General features: G+C 49.4%; 17 protein-coding genes. 6 read left to right on the top strand and 11 right to left on the bottom strand.

All coding sequences use genetic code 11. The features are described from left to right. Positions 1-3 precede the first annotated feature (3 nt). Positions 4-1,503: a 4-alpha-glucanotransferase gene (gene malQ / locus H8705_RS07055; protein WP_262395128.1), complete on the bottom strand. Its 1,500-nt coding sequence runs from the start codon at positions 1,501-1,503 to the stop codon at positions 4-6. Positions 1,504-1,742: 239 nt separating this feature from the next. Here malQ and H8705_RS07060 point away from each other — a divergent pair, with 239 nt between their 5' ends. Both H8705_RS07060 and tadA read left to right on the top strand, forming a co-directional pair. Continuing rightward, complete coding sequence (locus H8705_RS07060; protein ID WP_262395129.1) at positions 1,743-2,804, top strand: CPBP family intramembrane glutamic endopeptidase; 1,062 nt, start codon at positions 1,743-1,745, stop codon at positions 2,802-2,804. 10 nt (positions 2,805-2,814) lie between these two features. Continuing rightward, positions 2,815-3,279 (top strand): tRNA adenosine(34) deaminase TadA, encoded by a 465-nt coding sequence (gene tadA / locus H8705_RS07065; RefSeq protein ID WP_262395130.1) that lies wholly within the window; start codon positions 2,815-2,817, stop codon positions 3,277-3,279. A gap of 215 nt (positions 3,280-3,494) precedes the next feature. Here tadA and H8705_RS07070 read toward each other — a convergent pair whose 3' ends face one another. From H8705_RS07070 to H8705_RS07080, 3 genes are all read right to left on the bottom strand, one after another. After that, entirely contained in the window at positions 3,495-4,583 is a 1,089-nt protein-coding gene (locus tag H8705_RS07070; protein ID WP_262395131.1) for a nitrilase-related carbon-nitrogen hydrolase, read from the bottom strand. Positions 4,584-4,592: 9 nt separating this feature from the next. Then, positions 4,593-5,297: a nitrilase-related carbon-nitrogen hydrolase gene (locus H8705_RS07075; RefSeq protein ID WP_262395132.1), complete on the bottom strand. Its 705-nt coding sequence runs from the start codon at positions 5,295-5,297 to the stop codon at positions 4,593-4,595. A 652-nt stretch (positions 5,298-5,949) separates the two neighbouring features. After that, positions 5,950-6,204 (bottom strand): hypothetical protein, encoded by a 255-nt coding sequence (locus H8705_RS07080; protein ID WP_262395133.1) that lies wholly within the window; start codon positions 6,202-6,204, stop codon positions 5,950-5,952. Between the two features lie 146 nt (positions 6,205-6,350). On the opposite strand from H8705_RS07080, the gene H8705_RS07085 reads away from it, so the two are divergent. Beyond that, entirely contained in the window at positions 6,351-6,509 is a 159-nt protein-coding gene (locus tag H8705_RS07085) for a DUF6364 family protein (RefSeq protein WP_262395134.1), read from the top strand. A gap of 71 nt (positions 6,510-6,580) precedes the next feature. Here H8705_RS07085 and H8705_RS07090 read toward each other — a convergent pair whose 3' ends face one another. After that, positions 6,581-7,858, bottom strand: coding sequence for an adenylosuccinate synthase (locus H8705_RS07090; RefSeq protein ID WP_262395135.1), 1,278 nt, complete (start codon positions 7,856-7,858; stop codon positions 6,581-6,583). 158 nt (positions 7,859-8,016) lie between these two features. Between H8705_RS07090 and spoVAC the strand changes: the two genes are divergently transcribed. The 3 genes from spoVAC to spoVAE are packed head-to-tail and all read left to right on the top strand — an operon-like array spanning position 8,017 to position 9,873. Beyond that, positions 8,017-8,460, top strand: coding sequence for a stage V sporulation protein AC (spoVAC, locus tag H8705_RS07095; RefSeq protein ID WP_262395136.1), 444 nt, complete (start codon positions 8,017-8,019; stop codon positions 8,458-8,460). Between the two features lie 15 nt (positions 8,461-8,475). Continuing rightward, positions 8,476-9,504, top strand: a complete 1,029-nt coding sequence (gene spoVAD / locus H8705_RS07100; RefSeq protein ID WP_262395137.1) for a stage V sporulation protein AD — start codon at positions 8,476-8,478, stop codon at positions 9,502-9,504. Then, positions 9,505-9,873: a stage V sporulation protein AE gene (gene spoVAE / locus H8705_RS07105; RefSeq protein ID WP_262395138.1), complete on the top strand. Its 369-nt coding sequence runs from the start codon at positions 9,505-9,507 to the stop codon at positions 9,871-9,873. Between the two features lie 50 nt (positions 9,874-9,923). On the opposite strand, the gene H8705_RS07110 is transcribed toward spoVAE, so the two are convergent. From H8705_RS07110 to H8705_RS07135, 6 genes are read right to left on the bottom strand one after another with little or no spacing between them, the layout of a single operon-like run. Beyond that, the gene (locus tag H8705_RS07110) at positions 9,924-10,586 is read right to left on the bottom strand and encodes an RraA family protein (RefSeq protein ID WP_262395139.1); all 663 of its coding nucleotides are present in this window, start codon (positions 10,584-10,586) and stop codon (positions 9,924-9,926) included. A gap of 18 nt (positions 10,587-10,604) precedes the next feature. Continuing rightward, positions 10,605-11,354: an MBL fold metallo-hydrolase gene (locus tag H8705_RS07115; RefSeq protein WP_262395140.1), complete on the bottom strand. Its 750-nt coding sequence runs from the start codon at positions 11,352-11,354 to the stop codon at positions 10,605-10,607. Positions 11,355-11,368: 14 nt separating this feature from the next. Next, on the bottom strand, positions 11,369-12,517 hold the full coding sequence (locus tag H8705_RS07120; protein ID WP_262395141.1) for a mandelate racemase/muconate lactonizing enzyme family protein: 1,149 nt from the start codon (positions 12,515-12,517) through the stop codon (positions 11,369-11,371). 17 nt (positions 12,518-12,534) lie between these two features. Further along, on the bottom strand, positions 12,535-13,551 hold the full coding sequence (locus tag H8705_RS07125; RefSeq protein ID WP_262395142.1) for a zinc-dependent alcohol dehydrogenase: 1,017 nt from the start codon (positions 13,549-13,551) through the stop codon (positions 12,535-12,537). Between the two features lie 13 nt (positions 13,552-13,564). After that, on the bottom strand, positions 13,565-14,407 hold the full coding sequence (locus H8705_RS07130; protein ID WP_262395143.1) for an amidohydrolase family protein: 843 nt from the start codon (positions 14,405-14,407) through the stop codon (positions 13,565-13,567). 16 nt (positions 14,408-14,423) lie between these two features. Beyond that, the gene (locus H8705_RS07135; protein WP_262395144.1) at positions 14,424-15,137 is read right to left on the bottom strand and encodes a PIG-L deacetylase family protein; all 714 of its coding nucleotides are present in this window, start codon (positions 15,135-15,137) and stop codon (positions 14,424-14,426) included.

The following is a 15,137-nucleotide window of genomic DNA, read 5'->3' on the forward strand; positions in this document are numbered from 1 at the left end:
CATTTATCTCGCGTAAAGTATCGTTAACTGTTTTATCTTTTGGGCCAGTTCAGGGGTCAGCTGTTCTTTTAACAGCCGCCAGCGCCAGTTTCCTCCCAAAGTGGAAGGGGTGTTCATCCGGGCGGTGTTATCCAGCTCTAAAAAATCCTGCATCTGGAAAATAGCGGTGTTGGCCGCGCTGGCATACCCCGCCCGAATAACCGCTGCCGGAAGCTGGCTGTTTTGGTTAACTCCCAGATACTGCCGGGCAAACTGCTGTACCTTTCGCTTTTGGCGGGGGAAAAATCCCGCAAGGGTTTCATTATCATGAGTTCCTCCATATACTACGCAGTTTTTTTCATAATGGCAGGGGAGATTTTCGTTGGAACTGTCCCCGTCAAAAGCAAACTCCAGTACTTTCATTCCAGGATAGCCACTTTTTTTCTGGATTTTGCGCACCTGGGGAATCACAATCCCCAAATCCTCGGCGATCACCCGCTTTTTGCCCATCACCTGGCTGATAGCGGCAATTAATTCTTCCCCCGGTCCGGTAATCCACACTCCATGCTCGGCCGTAGGGTCCCCAGCGGGAATGGAGTAGTAATGGGCAATCCCCACAAAATGGTCAATACGAATGACGTCGTATAACCGGCAGGAAAAGGACATTCGTTGTTTCCACCACCAAAAGTCCTCCTTTTTCATCCGATCCCAGTCATACAGCGGATTTCCCCACAATTGTCCGGTGCGGGAAAACAAGTCCGGCGGCACCCCCGCTACACGGGTAGGCTGTTTTTCCTTATCAAGCTGAAACAGTTCCCCATGCTCCCATACATCAGCGCTGTCCAATGCCACATAGATGGGGATATCTCCGATAATTTCAATTCCATTTTCGTTGGCGTATGCCTTCAGCCGATCCCATTGGCGGAAAAATTCAAACTGGCAGTATTGCCAGAACTGGGCTTCCTTTTGCAGCTTCAACTGGTATCCCTTTAATGCTTTCGGCTGGCGCAGGCGGATATCCTGCGGCCACAGCAGCCATTCCTTGCCTCCAAAATAGGTTTTTACCGCCATATAAAGGCTATACTGTTCCAACCAAAACTTATTTTCTTCATAAAACTGCTTAAACTCTTTTGTCTGCTGATGCCTGCTGCGGGAAAAGGCGGTCATTAATACTTTAAAACGGGCTTTATAAAGGGATTGGTAATCTACCTGTCCCTCATCCCTGCCCCAAAAGGGCTCCTCTATCTCTTCCTGGGTAAGCAGGCCCTGCTGCCGCAATAAGTCCAAATCAATAAAATAGGGATTTCCCGCAAATGCGGAAAAACTTTGATAGGGACTGTCCCCATAGCTGGTAGGTCCCAAAGGAAGCACCTGCCAATATTTTTGGCCCGCGGATTTCAAAAAATCCACAAACTCATAGGCAGCCTGCCCAAAGGCGCCTATTCCATAAGGGGAGGGCAAACTGCTCACCGGCAGCAGTATCCCGGCCCCCCGTTCCATTGGCTTTTGTTTTTTTATTCTCATGGCTCCCTACCTTCCGTTATGAAAATTTTTCGCTGTCCGCTAATCAAAGTATATCCACCGGAAAGTTTCCTATTCTTACACCCTTTCCCTTGGAAATTTGCGTCCTAATTTTAACATTTATTTTCCACAAGTACAATATATTCCCATTTGTATCAAGGTTTTCATACAAACAGCCCTTCTTTTTTTCATCATTTGTGGTATACTTTTATTATCTTATATTAACAGGAGAAGTTCCCTCTATGAACGACTACTATAATGACCGGCAGCCGGAACATTCTGATTCCACTCCGCCGGAGTATCCCCCGTCTTTCCGCGGCGGCGCTTTGCCGCCTTATTCAAATGATTTTCTTGAGCGGCACAAATGCGCACTTGTTTTAAAAGGGCGCAGCAACGGGTTGGCGCTTACGATTATTGTCAGCCTGCTTATTCTTTATCTCTTTCAGCTGTTTGGATTTCAAATAGCTTATTTTCTTTTGGATCTCTTTACTTTCCAGCTGCTTCCAGTGAATACCGTATATGAAATGTGCAATACCGCGCTGTATGTCATCGTTTTTTTCCTGCCGTATCTGGTGTATGCTGCGGTTATAAAGTATCCCTTTATGCAAATACCCCATGACCCGCCTAAAGTGAAAATTCTGCTCTCCTGTACCGGCGTTACGTTGGGGGCCTCCGTAGTGGGTATGCTCACCGCGATGGTGGCGGCGGTTTTCTTTTCCCTTTTCGGACTTTTCCCGATGGAGGTGCCTTTTTATCTCCCGCCGGAACCTTCTGCCGCCGTGCTGTATATACTCAACTCTACCCTGGTGCCGGCTGTAATTGAAGAGGCCGCTTACCGGGGGATTGTGCTGGGGTCCCTGCGTCAGTTCGGCGACCGATTTGCCATTGTGGTTTCCGCCTTGCTGTTCGGCCTCCTTCACCGGAATATGACCCAGTTTCCCAACGCTTTTCTGCTGGGAATTTTGTTGGGGTACTTTATGGTAAAAACAAATTCTATCTGGACTTCTATGTTTATTCATTTTACCAACAATTTTCTCATTATCCTGTTTACCATCGCCACCTATCACCTTTCCCAGGGACCTTATCTGGCGGCTCAGGGGGCGCTGTATCTTTTCTACCTGTGCCTGGGAGGCGCCGGCATTTTCTATCTTACAAAAGTAAGGCGGCTGGATATGACTTTGTATCGGATCGGCTGTCCTCTAAGCGAAAAGGAGCTGTACCGCCGTTACCTTGTTAATGTTCCGATGATTATGCTGATGCTTCTGTTTGGCTGGCTGATCTATTTAAATTTTACCAAGTTCTAGGAGGAAAATAATGGGGTTTGACGACGAATATTACATGTCTCTGGCGCTTTTGCAGGCACAAAAAGCCGCTGATATGGGAGAAGTCCCGGTGGGGGCGGTGGCAGTGTGGGAAGGGCAGGTGGTCGGCGTCGGCTACAACCGCCGGGAGACGGGCAAACATGCTCTGGCCCATGCGGAGCTGGAGGCAATCGACGCCGCCTGCCGCAGTCTGGGCGGATGGCGCTTGCATAAATGCGATTTGTATGTCACCCTGGAGCCCTGTCCCATGTGCTGCGGAGCGATTATAAACGCCCGTATCCGGCGGGTGATCTACGGAGCCCGAGATCCGAAAGCAGGTTGTTTAGGGTCTGTATGCGATTTCTGCCAGCTTCCCTTTAATCATAAGCCAGAGATTATAGCCGGGGTGATGGAGACGGAATGTTCCCGTATTTTGTCGGAATTTTTCCGTGACTTGCGGAAAAACCGGGGAAAGTAAACCGACAGCCACAATATCTTGTGGCTGTTCATAATTTGTTCACCAAATAGAAATGGGGGCATGGTATAATGACTTGCAAGGACTTAAGTGTTCTGAAGTTAATCCCCCTCCTTTATTTTATCTCCTTATACCTTGTGTGACGGGCCGTTGGGCTCGTTTTTTTTGTGTTAAAATATCAGCCGGCAAAAGAGGTTTCTTTTGCCGGCCTTTTTCTTTCAGGATGATATCTCTTCCATTTGCTGTCTGTGCTTTTCCTGGTCAAAGAGCGGGAGTTTCCCACTGTAGCAATAGCTGTGCAAATAATCCCCCTGCAAAAACTCTTTGTTGGGATCATTGTAGTAAATATCAAAGTTCTTTTCCAGTTTGGGCAGGTTGAGCCGTGCTGTGAGCATCTGCGTTCCCTGTTCCTTTTCCCTGGCCACGATTCCATCCTTTTCTGGCGTAATTTCAAGAGGGGCGAATATCCCCGCTTGTTCGTTGTCTGTAAAGTTCAAGGGAGAGAACAGAACATATTGGCCGTTTTCATTGGCCCGGCACCGAAGAATATCCCCTAGCGCCCCAATCTCACCAATACCAGGCGCGGCGATAATTTTCGCTCCCCGGGCCTTGGCGATTTTAAAACATTCAAAATAATATGCGTCGCTTCCCAACACTACGCCCAATCCACCAAAAGGGGTGGGGATCACTTCGATTACATCAGAGGCAGCCACGCCCAAAAGCTTGTCTAAGCCGATGCTCGCGGTTTTATCCTGGGAGCCGACCGGCTGCCCGTCTGGACCAAACACTACACACCGGTTATATAGACTTCCTTTTTCATAAAACAAGCTGGAGCCTGCCACAATATAAATCTTTTGATTTTTTGCAATGGCGCTGAACGCATACATATACACTTCATAAATAAAATTATGGAATGCTTCCACCGCCTGTTTTAGCTTAATTTCATCGAACTTTAGCTCTTTCAGATTTTGCATAGAACCCTGCTCTATAATATGGGAAAGTACTTTTTTGCAAAAAGGGACCAAGCCTAAGCAGGTAAGACCTATGTATTCTGGAAACACTACTACCTGGGCGCCGGCCTGGGCGGAGTTTTGGGCGAACTGTGTCCATTCCCCAATGAGTTCCTTCAAGCTGCGGCAGGAATCCATCTGTTTTTGCATCACACTGCACCGGATCAACTCCGGGCTGACAAATTCCAAGTTGTTTTTTTCTCGGGAGCCAAAACTGTCCACAATCTTTATGATTTTAATCGGGGTCACTTTGACGGACATAACAAAAGACAGGAAGCCTAAAAATAAATTCCACATCACGTCTCCCTACCTTCCCAATTCCTCACTATAGTTGGTCACTAGCCGCGTATTGATATTCTCCATAATCTGCAGTTGATCCCGCACTTCATCCAGCTTGTCCAGGTTTAATCCGAACCGAATAGAGGATTGGATGCCGCGGCGAAGAATATATCCATCCTTCCCCCTGGTCAGGGCGACCGGACAGGCAACGGTACAGCTGTTTGTTGTAAGGTTGATCACATATACATTGTTGGACTGAGCACAGTTCCATACGGAGCACATCAGCCGTTCCGGGACTTCATCCACCGGATCGATAGACTGAATGGATATCACCACATCCGCCCCTTTTAAGGCGGCTGTCCGGGATACTTGGGGATGATAAATATCGCTGTCAACACACAAAGCCAAATTTCCCAAATCGGTATGGTAGACCTCTACCATATCGTCTGCATGCAGGCGTCCCACCATGGACAAGGGCAGATGTAAAGCAAGCTGGCTTCCCAGCAGTGACCCATTCGGTCCAAGCAGGCACAAACAGAGATACCCTTGAAACTCTATCAGAGGCGTCACTAGATATACCTTATGCTGGCGGGCATACTCAGCACAGTCCTTCATGTGCTTTGTTACTGCCAAATGGCTTTTGTGGATGTCCTTCTCAAAAAAGATCACCAGTTTTGTGTCCGCGCTGGGGGCACGAAAGGCAGGAAGAACTTCCGTAAAAAAAATATCCATCTATTCGCCTCCTTGAAAGGTCAATTTTTACGCCTGTAGAACACACAAGACAACCTTATTTTTATAGTCCCGCCCGGCAAATCGAAGATTTTCCGCCGCCGCAGGCGGAAAAACCCTCCGGGTTTTAGGGCGTCGACTGCAAACAGCTCCTCATGGTTTCGCCCAAATGCGAAACCTTCCCCGGACACCGTCCGGGGGCAAAACCCTGTTTTGCCGAGGTTTTTTATAGTCCCGCCCGGCAAATCGAAAATTTGCCGCCGCCGCAGGCGGAAAAACCCTTCGGGTTTTAGGGCGTCGACTGCAAACAGCTCCTCATGGTTTCGCCCAAATGCGAAACCTTCCCCGGACACCGTCCGGGGGCAAAACCTTGTTTTGTCGAGGTTTTTTATAGTCCCGCCCGGCAAATCGAAAATTTGCCGCCGCCGCAGGCGGAAAAACCCTTCGGGTTTTAGGGCGTCGACTGCAAACAGCTCCTCATGGTTTCGCCTAAATGCGAAACCTTCCCCGGACACCGTCCGGGGGCAAAACCTTGTTTTGCTGATATTTTTATTATAACTCACTTTTTCCCCGGGCACAACAAGCCAAAATATTTTTACTTGAAAAATTAACTTTTAAATGAAAAGGATCCACACTTTACCAGTGCGGATCCCAGTTATTTCCCTCTTGCTCTCAGCAGCACCTTTTTTAAAGTATAGGCATCCGCCAGCTTTGGAAGCCGGTAAAGGCGCTCCCCTTCCTGATGAACCAGTCTTTCCAAAGTAAGGTACATCTGTTTATACATCTCTTCCCCGTCTCCCTGCCCATGAATGTACATTCGCTCGGTTGCCTGCTGTGCCCGTCGAAATTGTTCTATCTCTTTGCTAATCTCATTGAATAATGTATAGTATTGTTCTTTGTAGCTAAGCACTGCTTACACCCTTTCCTATGTTTGTATAAAACAATTACCTATAATAATACTATATAATACTTTGTAATACAATATAAACTTTGTAATGTATTACGACGTATTATAAAATTTAAATAGAAATTAATACCGAAGTGGGTGTTTGGAACATGGGCGTCGAAAAAAAGGTTTATAGTTTCCGGCTGGAAGAGCGTATGGTGGAACAGCTTAAGTCCTGTGCGGAAAAAGAAAACCGTACCCTTTCCAATATGGTGGAGACCATACTGAAAAGTTATCTGGAACGCAAACTTTCTCCCCGTAAACCCTAACCTGACCCTTCTCTGATAATACGAGAAACAGGCGGCCGTCTCTTCGAGACGGCCGCCTGTTTTATAATTTATTATTCTCTTTCCAAGTTTTGTTCCCTGGACGGGCCAACACCGACCATTTTAATTGGACAGCCGCACACTTCTTCCAGTTTCTCAATATACTGCTTGCACGACTTGGGAAGCTCGTCATAGCTCTTGCATTGACTCAGATCCCCCGAAAAACCGGCAACCGTTTCATACACCGGCTCGCATTGGGCAAGTTCCTCCAGGCAGGCGGGGAAATCTTTGATAACCGTGCCGTCTTTTTTCTTATACGCCACGCAGATCTTCAAATCCCCCATATCGCTCAACGTATCAATCTTATTGATCGCGAGCCCTGTCAGCCCATTACAGCGCACCGAATGGCGCATAATCACAGAATCAAACCAACCGGTTCTTCTGGGACGCCCGGTAACAGTGCCGAACTCATGCCCCCGATTACGAATAGTATCCCCTACCTGATCAAAAAGCTCTGTGGGGAACGGACCTTTTCCCACCCGGGTAGTATAGGATTTAGCCACGCCGATTACCTCGTCAATCATGGTCGGTCCCACCCCGCAGCCGGTACATACGCCGCCGGAAACCGGATGAGAGCTGGTTACATAGGGATAAGTGCCCACGTCGATGTCCAGAAGAGTTCCCTGGGCTCCTTCAAACAGCACCTTTTTTCCGGCTTTGATCGCCTCAAAAGCAAGAACCGATACGTCTTCCACATAAGGTTTCAGCCGCTGGCCATAGGCCAGATACTCCTGGATAATTCCATCTATTTCTAACGGCTCTTGCCCATAATATTCTTTCAGCAGGCGGTTTTTCATCTCTCCTGCCAGCTTGGCCTTTTCTGTGAAAATTTCCGGATGGATCAAATCATACATTCGAAGCCCGCTTCTTTCCGCCTTATCCATATAGGTAGGGCCGATCCCCCGGTGGGTGGTGCCGATATCCCCGCTGCCCCGAAGTTTTTCACTCAATCCGTCCAACTGGATATGCCACGGCATCACCAGATGGGCGCGGGGATCGATATGCAGATGATCGCAGCTCACACCCCTGGCCTGTAAGCCGTCAATTTCCCTGAGGATATCCTTTGGATCCACCACCACGCCGCAGCCGATATAACATTCTGTCTTGGGATACAAAATACCCGACGGGATCAACTGAAGCTTGTACACTTCGCCATCATTTTCCACGGTATGCCCCGCATTGTTTCCCCCCTGGGAACGGATAACCACATCTGCGCGGGACGCCAGGATATCAATAATCTTTCCCTTTCCTTCGTCCCCCCATTGTACGCCGACGACTACGGTTGTTGGCATGCAGAATACCCCCCTATTGCTTTTATAATGTAAATTGCTACTGTCCTGCCACGGATAATTCTATCAAAAAAACTCGTCAAATTCAACTGAATAATTTATGTGTAAATGTAGAAAATAGTTACTGCATTATGAAATTTACTGTGAAATGAGTGATTTTTTTGGCTTTTACTCCGGAAGAATATAATAAAATGAGTCAAAAGGCGTCTCCTAACTCTAAATCCTATAAAAATATCCCTATGGCATTTTTAATCGGCGGCCTGGTCTGCGCCTTGGGTCAGGGGCTGATGATTCTGTATCAAAACGCCGGATTGGAAAAAGACACCGCCTCTACCGCTGTATCGGTCAGTCTGGTGTTCTTGTCTGTACTGCTGACCGGTTTGAACGTATATGATAATATCGCCAAAGTAGCCGGCGCAGGCACCTTGGTTCCTATTACCGGTTTTGCCAACGCCATGGCTTCTCCGGCTCTGGAGTTTAAAAGCGAAGGTTTTATTTTGGGCCTGGGGGCAAAAATGTTTATCATTGCCGGCCCTGTTATTGTATACGGCATTTCCGCCAGTATACTGTATGGTCTGATTATTTATTTATTTCGTCTTTATTAAAAGGAGGGGGAGCTTATGGCGCAGCGCAAAGGAAAATACACGATTGTCTTTGACGATCCTCCCATGATCAAAAGTTCCGCGGCTATCGGTTCTAAAAAAGAAGCCCAGGGACCATTGAAACATATTTTCGACGTGATCAACGAGGACAGCTATTTTGGGCAAGCCACCTGGGAAAAAGCGGAAAGCCGCATGCAGCAGGACACCGTCACAAAAGCTTTGGAAAAAGGACAGCTTTCCGCCTCTCAGGTGGACTGTGTGTTTGCCGGGGACCTGCTTAATCAATGCGTAGGTTCCACCTATGGTCTGCGGGATCTGGGAATGCCTTTTGTGGGACTGTACGGCGCTTGCTCCACCATGGCGGAAAGCTTGATGGTCTGTTCCGTCTTTTTGGAAGCGGGCGCTATCCAGCGGGGGGTGGCGGTGACTTCTTCCCATTTCTGTACCGCGGAGCGCCAGTATCGTTTTCCTTTGGAATATGGCGGCCAGCGCACTCCCACCGCCCAATGGACCGCAACCGCCTCCGGCGCAGCGGTATTGGAAAAGGGGGACTGTCCTCCGTTTATCCGGGCGTGCACCGTGGGAACCATTGAGGATTTGGGCGTTACTGACGCCAACAATATGGGCGCCGCTATGGCTCCGGCAGCGGCGATGACCATAAAGCATTTCTTTGAGGATACCAAAACCAATGGGGACAACTACGATCTGATCATCACCGGCGATCTGGGCAAAGTGGGCACCCGGCTTTTGCGGGAACTGCTTCTCCAAGACGGGTATAATATTGAACATGCCCATACCGACTGCGGACTGATTTTATATGATATGGACAAGCAGGACGTTCACGCCGGCGCCAGCGGCTGCGGCTGCAGCGCCTCCGTGATGTGCGGACATTTTATCCCTTTGATCAAATCAGGCAAGCTAAACAACGTATTGTTTGTGGCTACCGGCGCTTTGCTTTCTCCTACCGTGGTCCAGCAGGGGGAAAGCATCGCCTGTATCGCTCATTTAATCTATCTATCCTCCCAAAAAGAAGGAGGGCGCGTATAAATGGAAATTTTCATACCCTTATTAAAGGCCTTTTTGGTGGGAGGCGCCCTATGCGCTATTGGTCAGGTATTTATTGATTATACCAGCCTCACTCCAGCGAGAATATTGGTTTGTTATGTGGTGCTGGGGGTTATTCTGGGCGGGATTGGCATATACCCCATGATTATTGATTTTGCCGGGGCGGGAGCCACGGTCCCCCTCACCGGTTTCGGCAGCCTGCTTGCCAAGGGAGTAAAAGAAGCTGTGGCCAAAGACGGGCTGTTGGGTGTGCTCACCGGCGGTTTTACCGCTTCCGCGGCGGGCATTGGCGCGGCGGTTTTTTTCTCCCTGCTGGGAGCTCTGATCTTCAAGCCAAAGGACAAGTCTTAATAGAAAATCCCCTTCCGGCGGTATCGCCGGAAGGGGATTTTTATACACAGTTATAACGCGCCGTATTTGGCGTATACTTCCGCTAAGGTTTTGCCTTCCAGCAGCTCCTTGCGGGATATATTTTCCTTGTTTGCTTTTTCTCTCGCCAGTTCGAACACCTTGGCTTCCACCTCTTTTGGCACAACCACTACGCCGTCAAAATCCGCATATACAAGATCCCCCGGATTTACCAGCACATCGCCGCAGCGCACAGGAACATCATAGTCCACCACAAGACCGCGGCCCTGGCTGTCCAGGGGGCGGATACCGGTATAAAACACTGGGAACCCCAGTTCTTTAATGCGCATACAATCCCTGATCTGGCTGTCGCATACGCAGCCCACGGCTCCCCGCATTTTAGCGGCGGTAGACATCAATTCTCCCCAGGGAGCGTTGGTGCCGGCGCTGTCTGTAGAATGGATAGCCACGTCGTTTTCCTTTAGGCTGTCCATGGCCTCAATTTCTTTGCCGTATGGATTTTCCTTTACGATATAATCGGTTTCCAGCCAACGGAAGGTGCGCGCCCTTCCCACAAATACGCAGCAGTTTTCGTCCAAAGGACGCAGCCGCTGGTGCATGGCCTGATTGCGGTATCCCAGGCTGTCCAGAATATCGCATACTACCGGTACATATAAATGTTCTTTAATCCAGGCAAATAATTCCTTGTCGTTCATGATAAAAAACCGCTCCTTCTACCACTCAAATTTTTCTAAAGGCTTTAAAATAACACATCGGTCCCCAAATCCTGTTTCCTCACAGAAATACCGAAACGCCTGGGGATTTTCACTGTTTAACGCCATCACATCATAATGATGGGGTATAACAAACTTGGGATTTACCCGCTTTGTAAGAGCGGCCGCCTGTTCGGCCCCCAGATTTCCAAACTTTCCGTTAATCACCGGCAAAAGCACGTCCGCCGAAGGGGCGGCATCCAAAAGCAACTGACAGAACGCCGTGTCCGACGTATGATACACGCTTTTTCCGTTTTCAAAAGTAAGTTTGTATCCGGTGGTATCCACCACATCCGCCCCGGTGCCTAAAGCGAAAATTCCCTGGATCTTTACCCCGTTTATCACCGCCTGGTCCCCATGATCCACTACTGTGACATTCTTCTGAGGCACTCCAAGGCTTACCAGTTTTTCGGCGCTGTGCCGGGGAGACACAAACTGGGTTTGCTCTTTATAAGCATAAGCGCGGATGGTCTGAGGATCCAAATGATCCAGATGATCGTGGGTTACTATAAAAATATCCGCCTGGATCTCCTGGGGAGCCACCGGCACTGGATACGCCCTGGAAAAAGGCGGAGTCGCTTCTCCCACGCTGTCGCTGAGATAGGGATCAATGACCGCCGTCGCCTTTGCGCACTTAAAATAAAATCCTGATTGGCCTAAAAACCATAAGGCGGCTTTTTCTTTTCCGACAGGAAGATCAAAAAAGGCCATATTGCTCCTCCTTCTCAGTTGATGCGGTATTTTTCCACCGCTTTTTCATTGATAATAATTCCAAGTCCCGGTCCTTGCGGAACCTCCATCATGCCGTTTTTGTCCATCTGAACAGGATTTTCGATAATTTCCCGCAGCATGGGACTGGAACTTACATTGTATTCCAAAAACAGGCTTCTGGGCAGCACCGCGTTTACATGAAGGCTGGCGGCGGTAAGCAGATCGGTCAGCCAGGCGTGAGGACATACGTCAATGCCGGCTACCTGGGCTTCCCAAAGAATTTTTCGTATTTCTGTAAAGCCTCCGCACCGTGAAATATCCGGCTGCGCCACATCGATCTTTCCCTTCTGGATCAGCTGGCGGAATCCCCAGCCGCAGGCCTCTTGCTCTCCGGCAGCAATCCGGGTCTTGACCCCTGCTTCTTTTACTTTTGCGTAGCCCTGATAGTTTTCCGGATGTAAAAAATCCTCCAGCCAGAAAATCCGATACGGTTCCAGCTCCCGCAAAAGCTCTATGGCGTCATAGGCGCTGCGGTCCACCTTCCATCCCGCATCCACCATCAGCTCCACTGTGTCGCCTACCGTTTCCCGGGCGGCCTTGACCAAAGCGATATCGTTTTTCCGATTCTGACCAAACACCCCCCAGCCGAATTTAATGGCGGTAAATCCTTTGGATAGGTAAAACTCACAAGCTCTCTTAATGTCATCCGGGGTGGGCCGGAATAAAGTGGAAGCGTACGCCCGCACCTTGTCCCGCCGGGCGCCTCCCAACAGCTTATATACCGGACGTCCAATCGCTTTTCCCATAATGTCATGGCAGGCGATATCAAATCCGGACATCACCTGTATGGCTACTCCCCGCCTGCCATAATAGGCTGTGCCCCGATACAGCTTATCCCACAGCCTTTCCACGTCAAAGGGATCCTCCCCTACCACCAGTTCCCGAATGCCTTCCATCATATCGCAGCCGGTGAGAGGAGCTTTGATCAAAGACTGGGCCACATGAGGAGCCGTCTCCACATCCGACCATCCAACAATTCCTTCGTCGGTAGTCACCTTCACAAGAAAACAATACGCTACCCCGGAAGCCTCTTCACTGGCGGAAGGATTCAGATATTTCTCAGGGGACTGCAGAACAATTCCCTCTACATCAGTAATTTTCATTGCCTTTCCTCCCTGTTTTACTCAGAAAATGTCATAGACACCTTGACCGCCTCATCTTTGCCCCGTTCCGCGAGGGTCAAAGCTTTTTCCCACTGCGCAAAGGGAATCTGATGGGTAACAATCTGGTCCATACGAAGATCTTTTTCCTGCAAAAGCGCCAGCGCTTTGTCCAGACAATCCATATCGTTGCAGGAACCGCAGATATTCAGTTCCTTTACATGAACTTTAAACAGGTCGATCGCCGGTTTGGGCTGGACCGCTGAAAAAACAGACAACGTCCCCCGGGAACGCAGACTGGCAATGGCTGTGTCCACCGCCAAAGCGGTGCCCACGCATAAAATAGCGCTGTCGATGCCTTCTCCATCGGAGGCTTTCATTATTTCATGTACAATATCCTGAGTATTATGTTCATTTATGGTAACCGCCCCTGTAGCCAAGGCCATGCGGAAAGGATGCCGCCCTGTAAGGATTACTTTTCTGGGGTGGTAGCTTTGGAGCAGCTTCGCGATGATAATGCCAAAAGGCCCGTCGCCGATGATCAATACGTTGCTGCCCTCTTTCACCTGAGCCCGCTGGATAGCCTCGATACATACGCATACCGGTTCCATCAGACTCGCCATGGCAAAGGACATTCCCTGGGGGACTTTTCTTGACCGGTCCGCCCGGATGCAAAAATATTCGGCGAAAACGCCTCCTTTATTTATCCCCAGATGGGTCATATCATCACACAGATGGGAAAGTCCCCGCTGGCAGGAGGTGCATTTTCCACAGGGCATTACCGGATGGGCGGTAATTTGATCCCCAACAGAAAAATTTTTTACCCCTTCTCCTAACGCCTCTACCACCCCGGCGCCTTCATGTCCCATAATCATCGGCAGGGCGATATCAAAGGCGTTGTGTTTTATATCATTGAGATCGGAAGTGCAGATAGTAGCGGCTTTTGTTCTTATCAGCAGTTCCCCCGGCCCCGGAACCGGAACGGGACATTCTTCCATCACAAGGCGGCCAGGTTCATGCAGTACAAGTGATTTCATAGCTTTCCTCCGATTATACAATCTCTAGTATTTCCAGTGGATTTCTGTTAAGAATCCCCTCCACCATGTCCATAGATACCTCCGGCAGACCGGTGCCCTTAATAATCTGGTTAACGCCGCGCACTCCCGCAAGGGACCCGGCAGTGGTAGTAGCGGGAAAATCCGAACCAAACAAAACTTTATTTCCCGCCCCATATTCCTGTAAAAGCCGCATGGAATTATAAAACTGCCACGGACGGTAGTATAAAGCGGACAAGTCCGCATACAGGTTGGGCTGATGACGGATAGCGGCGATACATTCCCCTTCCCAGGGATGGCCCAGATGGGCCATGACAATTTTCAGCCCGGGAAAGTCGCACGCCACTGTATCCATATACACCGGCCGGGCCCATTCCAGAGGCACGCCGCTGGAAAAGGTGGTGGCCATATGGGTTAAAATAGGCAGACCATGCTTTTCACAGTAGGCGTAAATTTCATAATATTTCGGATCCAAAGGATGGAGTCCCTGATATACCGGACCTAATTTTACCCCCTTGCAGTGAAGCTGCTCATAATCATAGCGCAGCTTCTCCATAAAATCCTCCTCCAGAGGATCGATGGAGGTGAAAAAAAGATATTTTTCCGGATGCTCCCTTACAAACCGGGCAACATTTTCATTGTCCGCCTGCCAGCCGGTCTTTTTTCCCCGCAGGCCGAACACCACCACCCGATCCGCCGCCGCGGTGCCCTCCAGATATTCCTGTTGGGTGTAGTCCCATTCCTTGGAGGAAATACCGCACCGTGCAAGATCGCTGTAAAAAGGCTCGGTAAAATCCGTTTTATAATTTACTAAATGAGTATGTAAATCTACGATCATAAAAGGACCTTCTTTCTTACGGCAGGACGCTGTAGCCTTTGACAAATCCTCGGGTCCTCATAGGCCGGAACGCTTCTCCGTGAGCGCCGCCGCACTGTTCCCCCCGGCGGGCGGATGTCTGGCACATCCACGCTGCGATTCCAAAGTCCTCCCCGAATCCCGCCTTAAAAGCTTCGTCCTGGCTTTTATGAAACGCAGCCAGGCGGATTTTTTCATCAATAACGTCGCTGATATCCACCCAATGGGTAGGCTCAAACTCAAATCCCACCGATGGCTCCACCTGGAAGATGGCCGGGGAGACGTCGGTCGGCGGATATTCGGTTTTAATCATAGGGAAGGTCATCTGCATAGCGCACTGACGAACCAGGCGGTTAACCGTCATATGATCCAGATTATAATCCACCTCGTTGTGAGTAAAAATGACTTCCGCCTTGGTTTTGCGAAGAGCGCCGATTAAGGCGATGCGCACCTCTTTCGTATCATATAAAAACTCGTCCTCAAAGCCCAGACAGGTATAGGTGCCCCCTACCGCTTCCACTAACGCGGTCATTTCCCGCCGGCGGTGCTCCGCCGCTTCTTCCACCGACATTTCCGGGCAATGAACCATTCCCGTCTCCCCCCGGGTCAAACAGATAAAATGAAGCTGATCCCCCCGGGCCTTCATTTTCAGCATGGTTCCTAAACATACCAGTTCATCATCTTGATGGGCCATCACCGATACCACATTCAT

This window comes from Youxingia wuxianensis (assembly GCF_014385085.1).
Lineage (GTDB): Bacteria > Bacillota > Clostridia > Oscillospirales > Ruminococcaceae > Youxingia > Youxingia wuxianensis.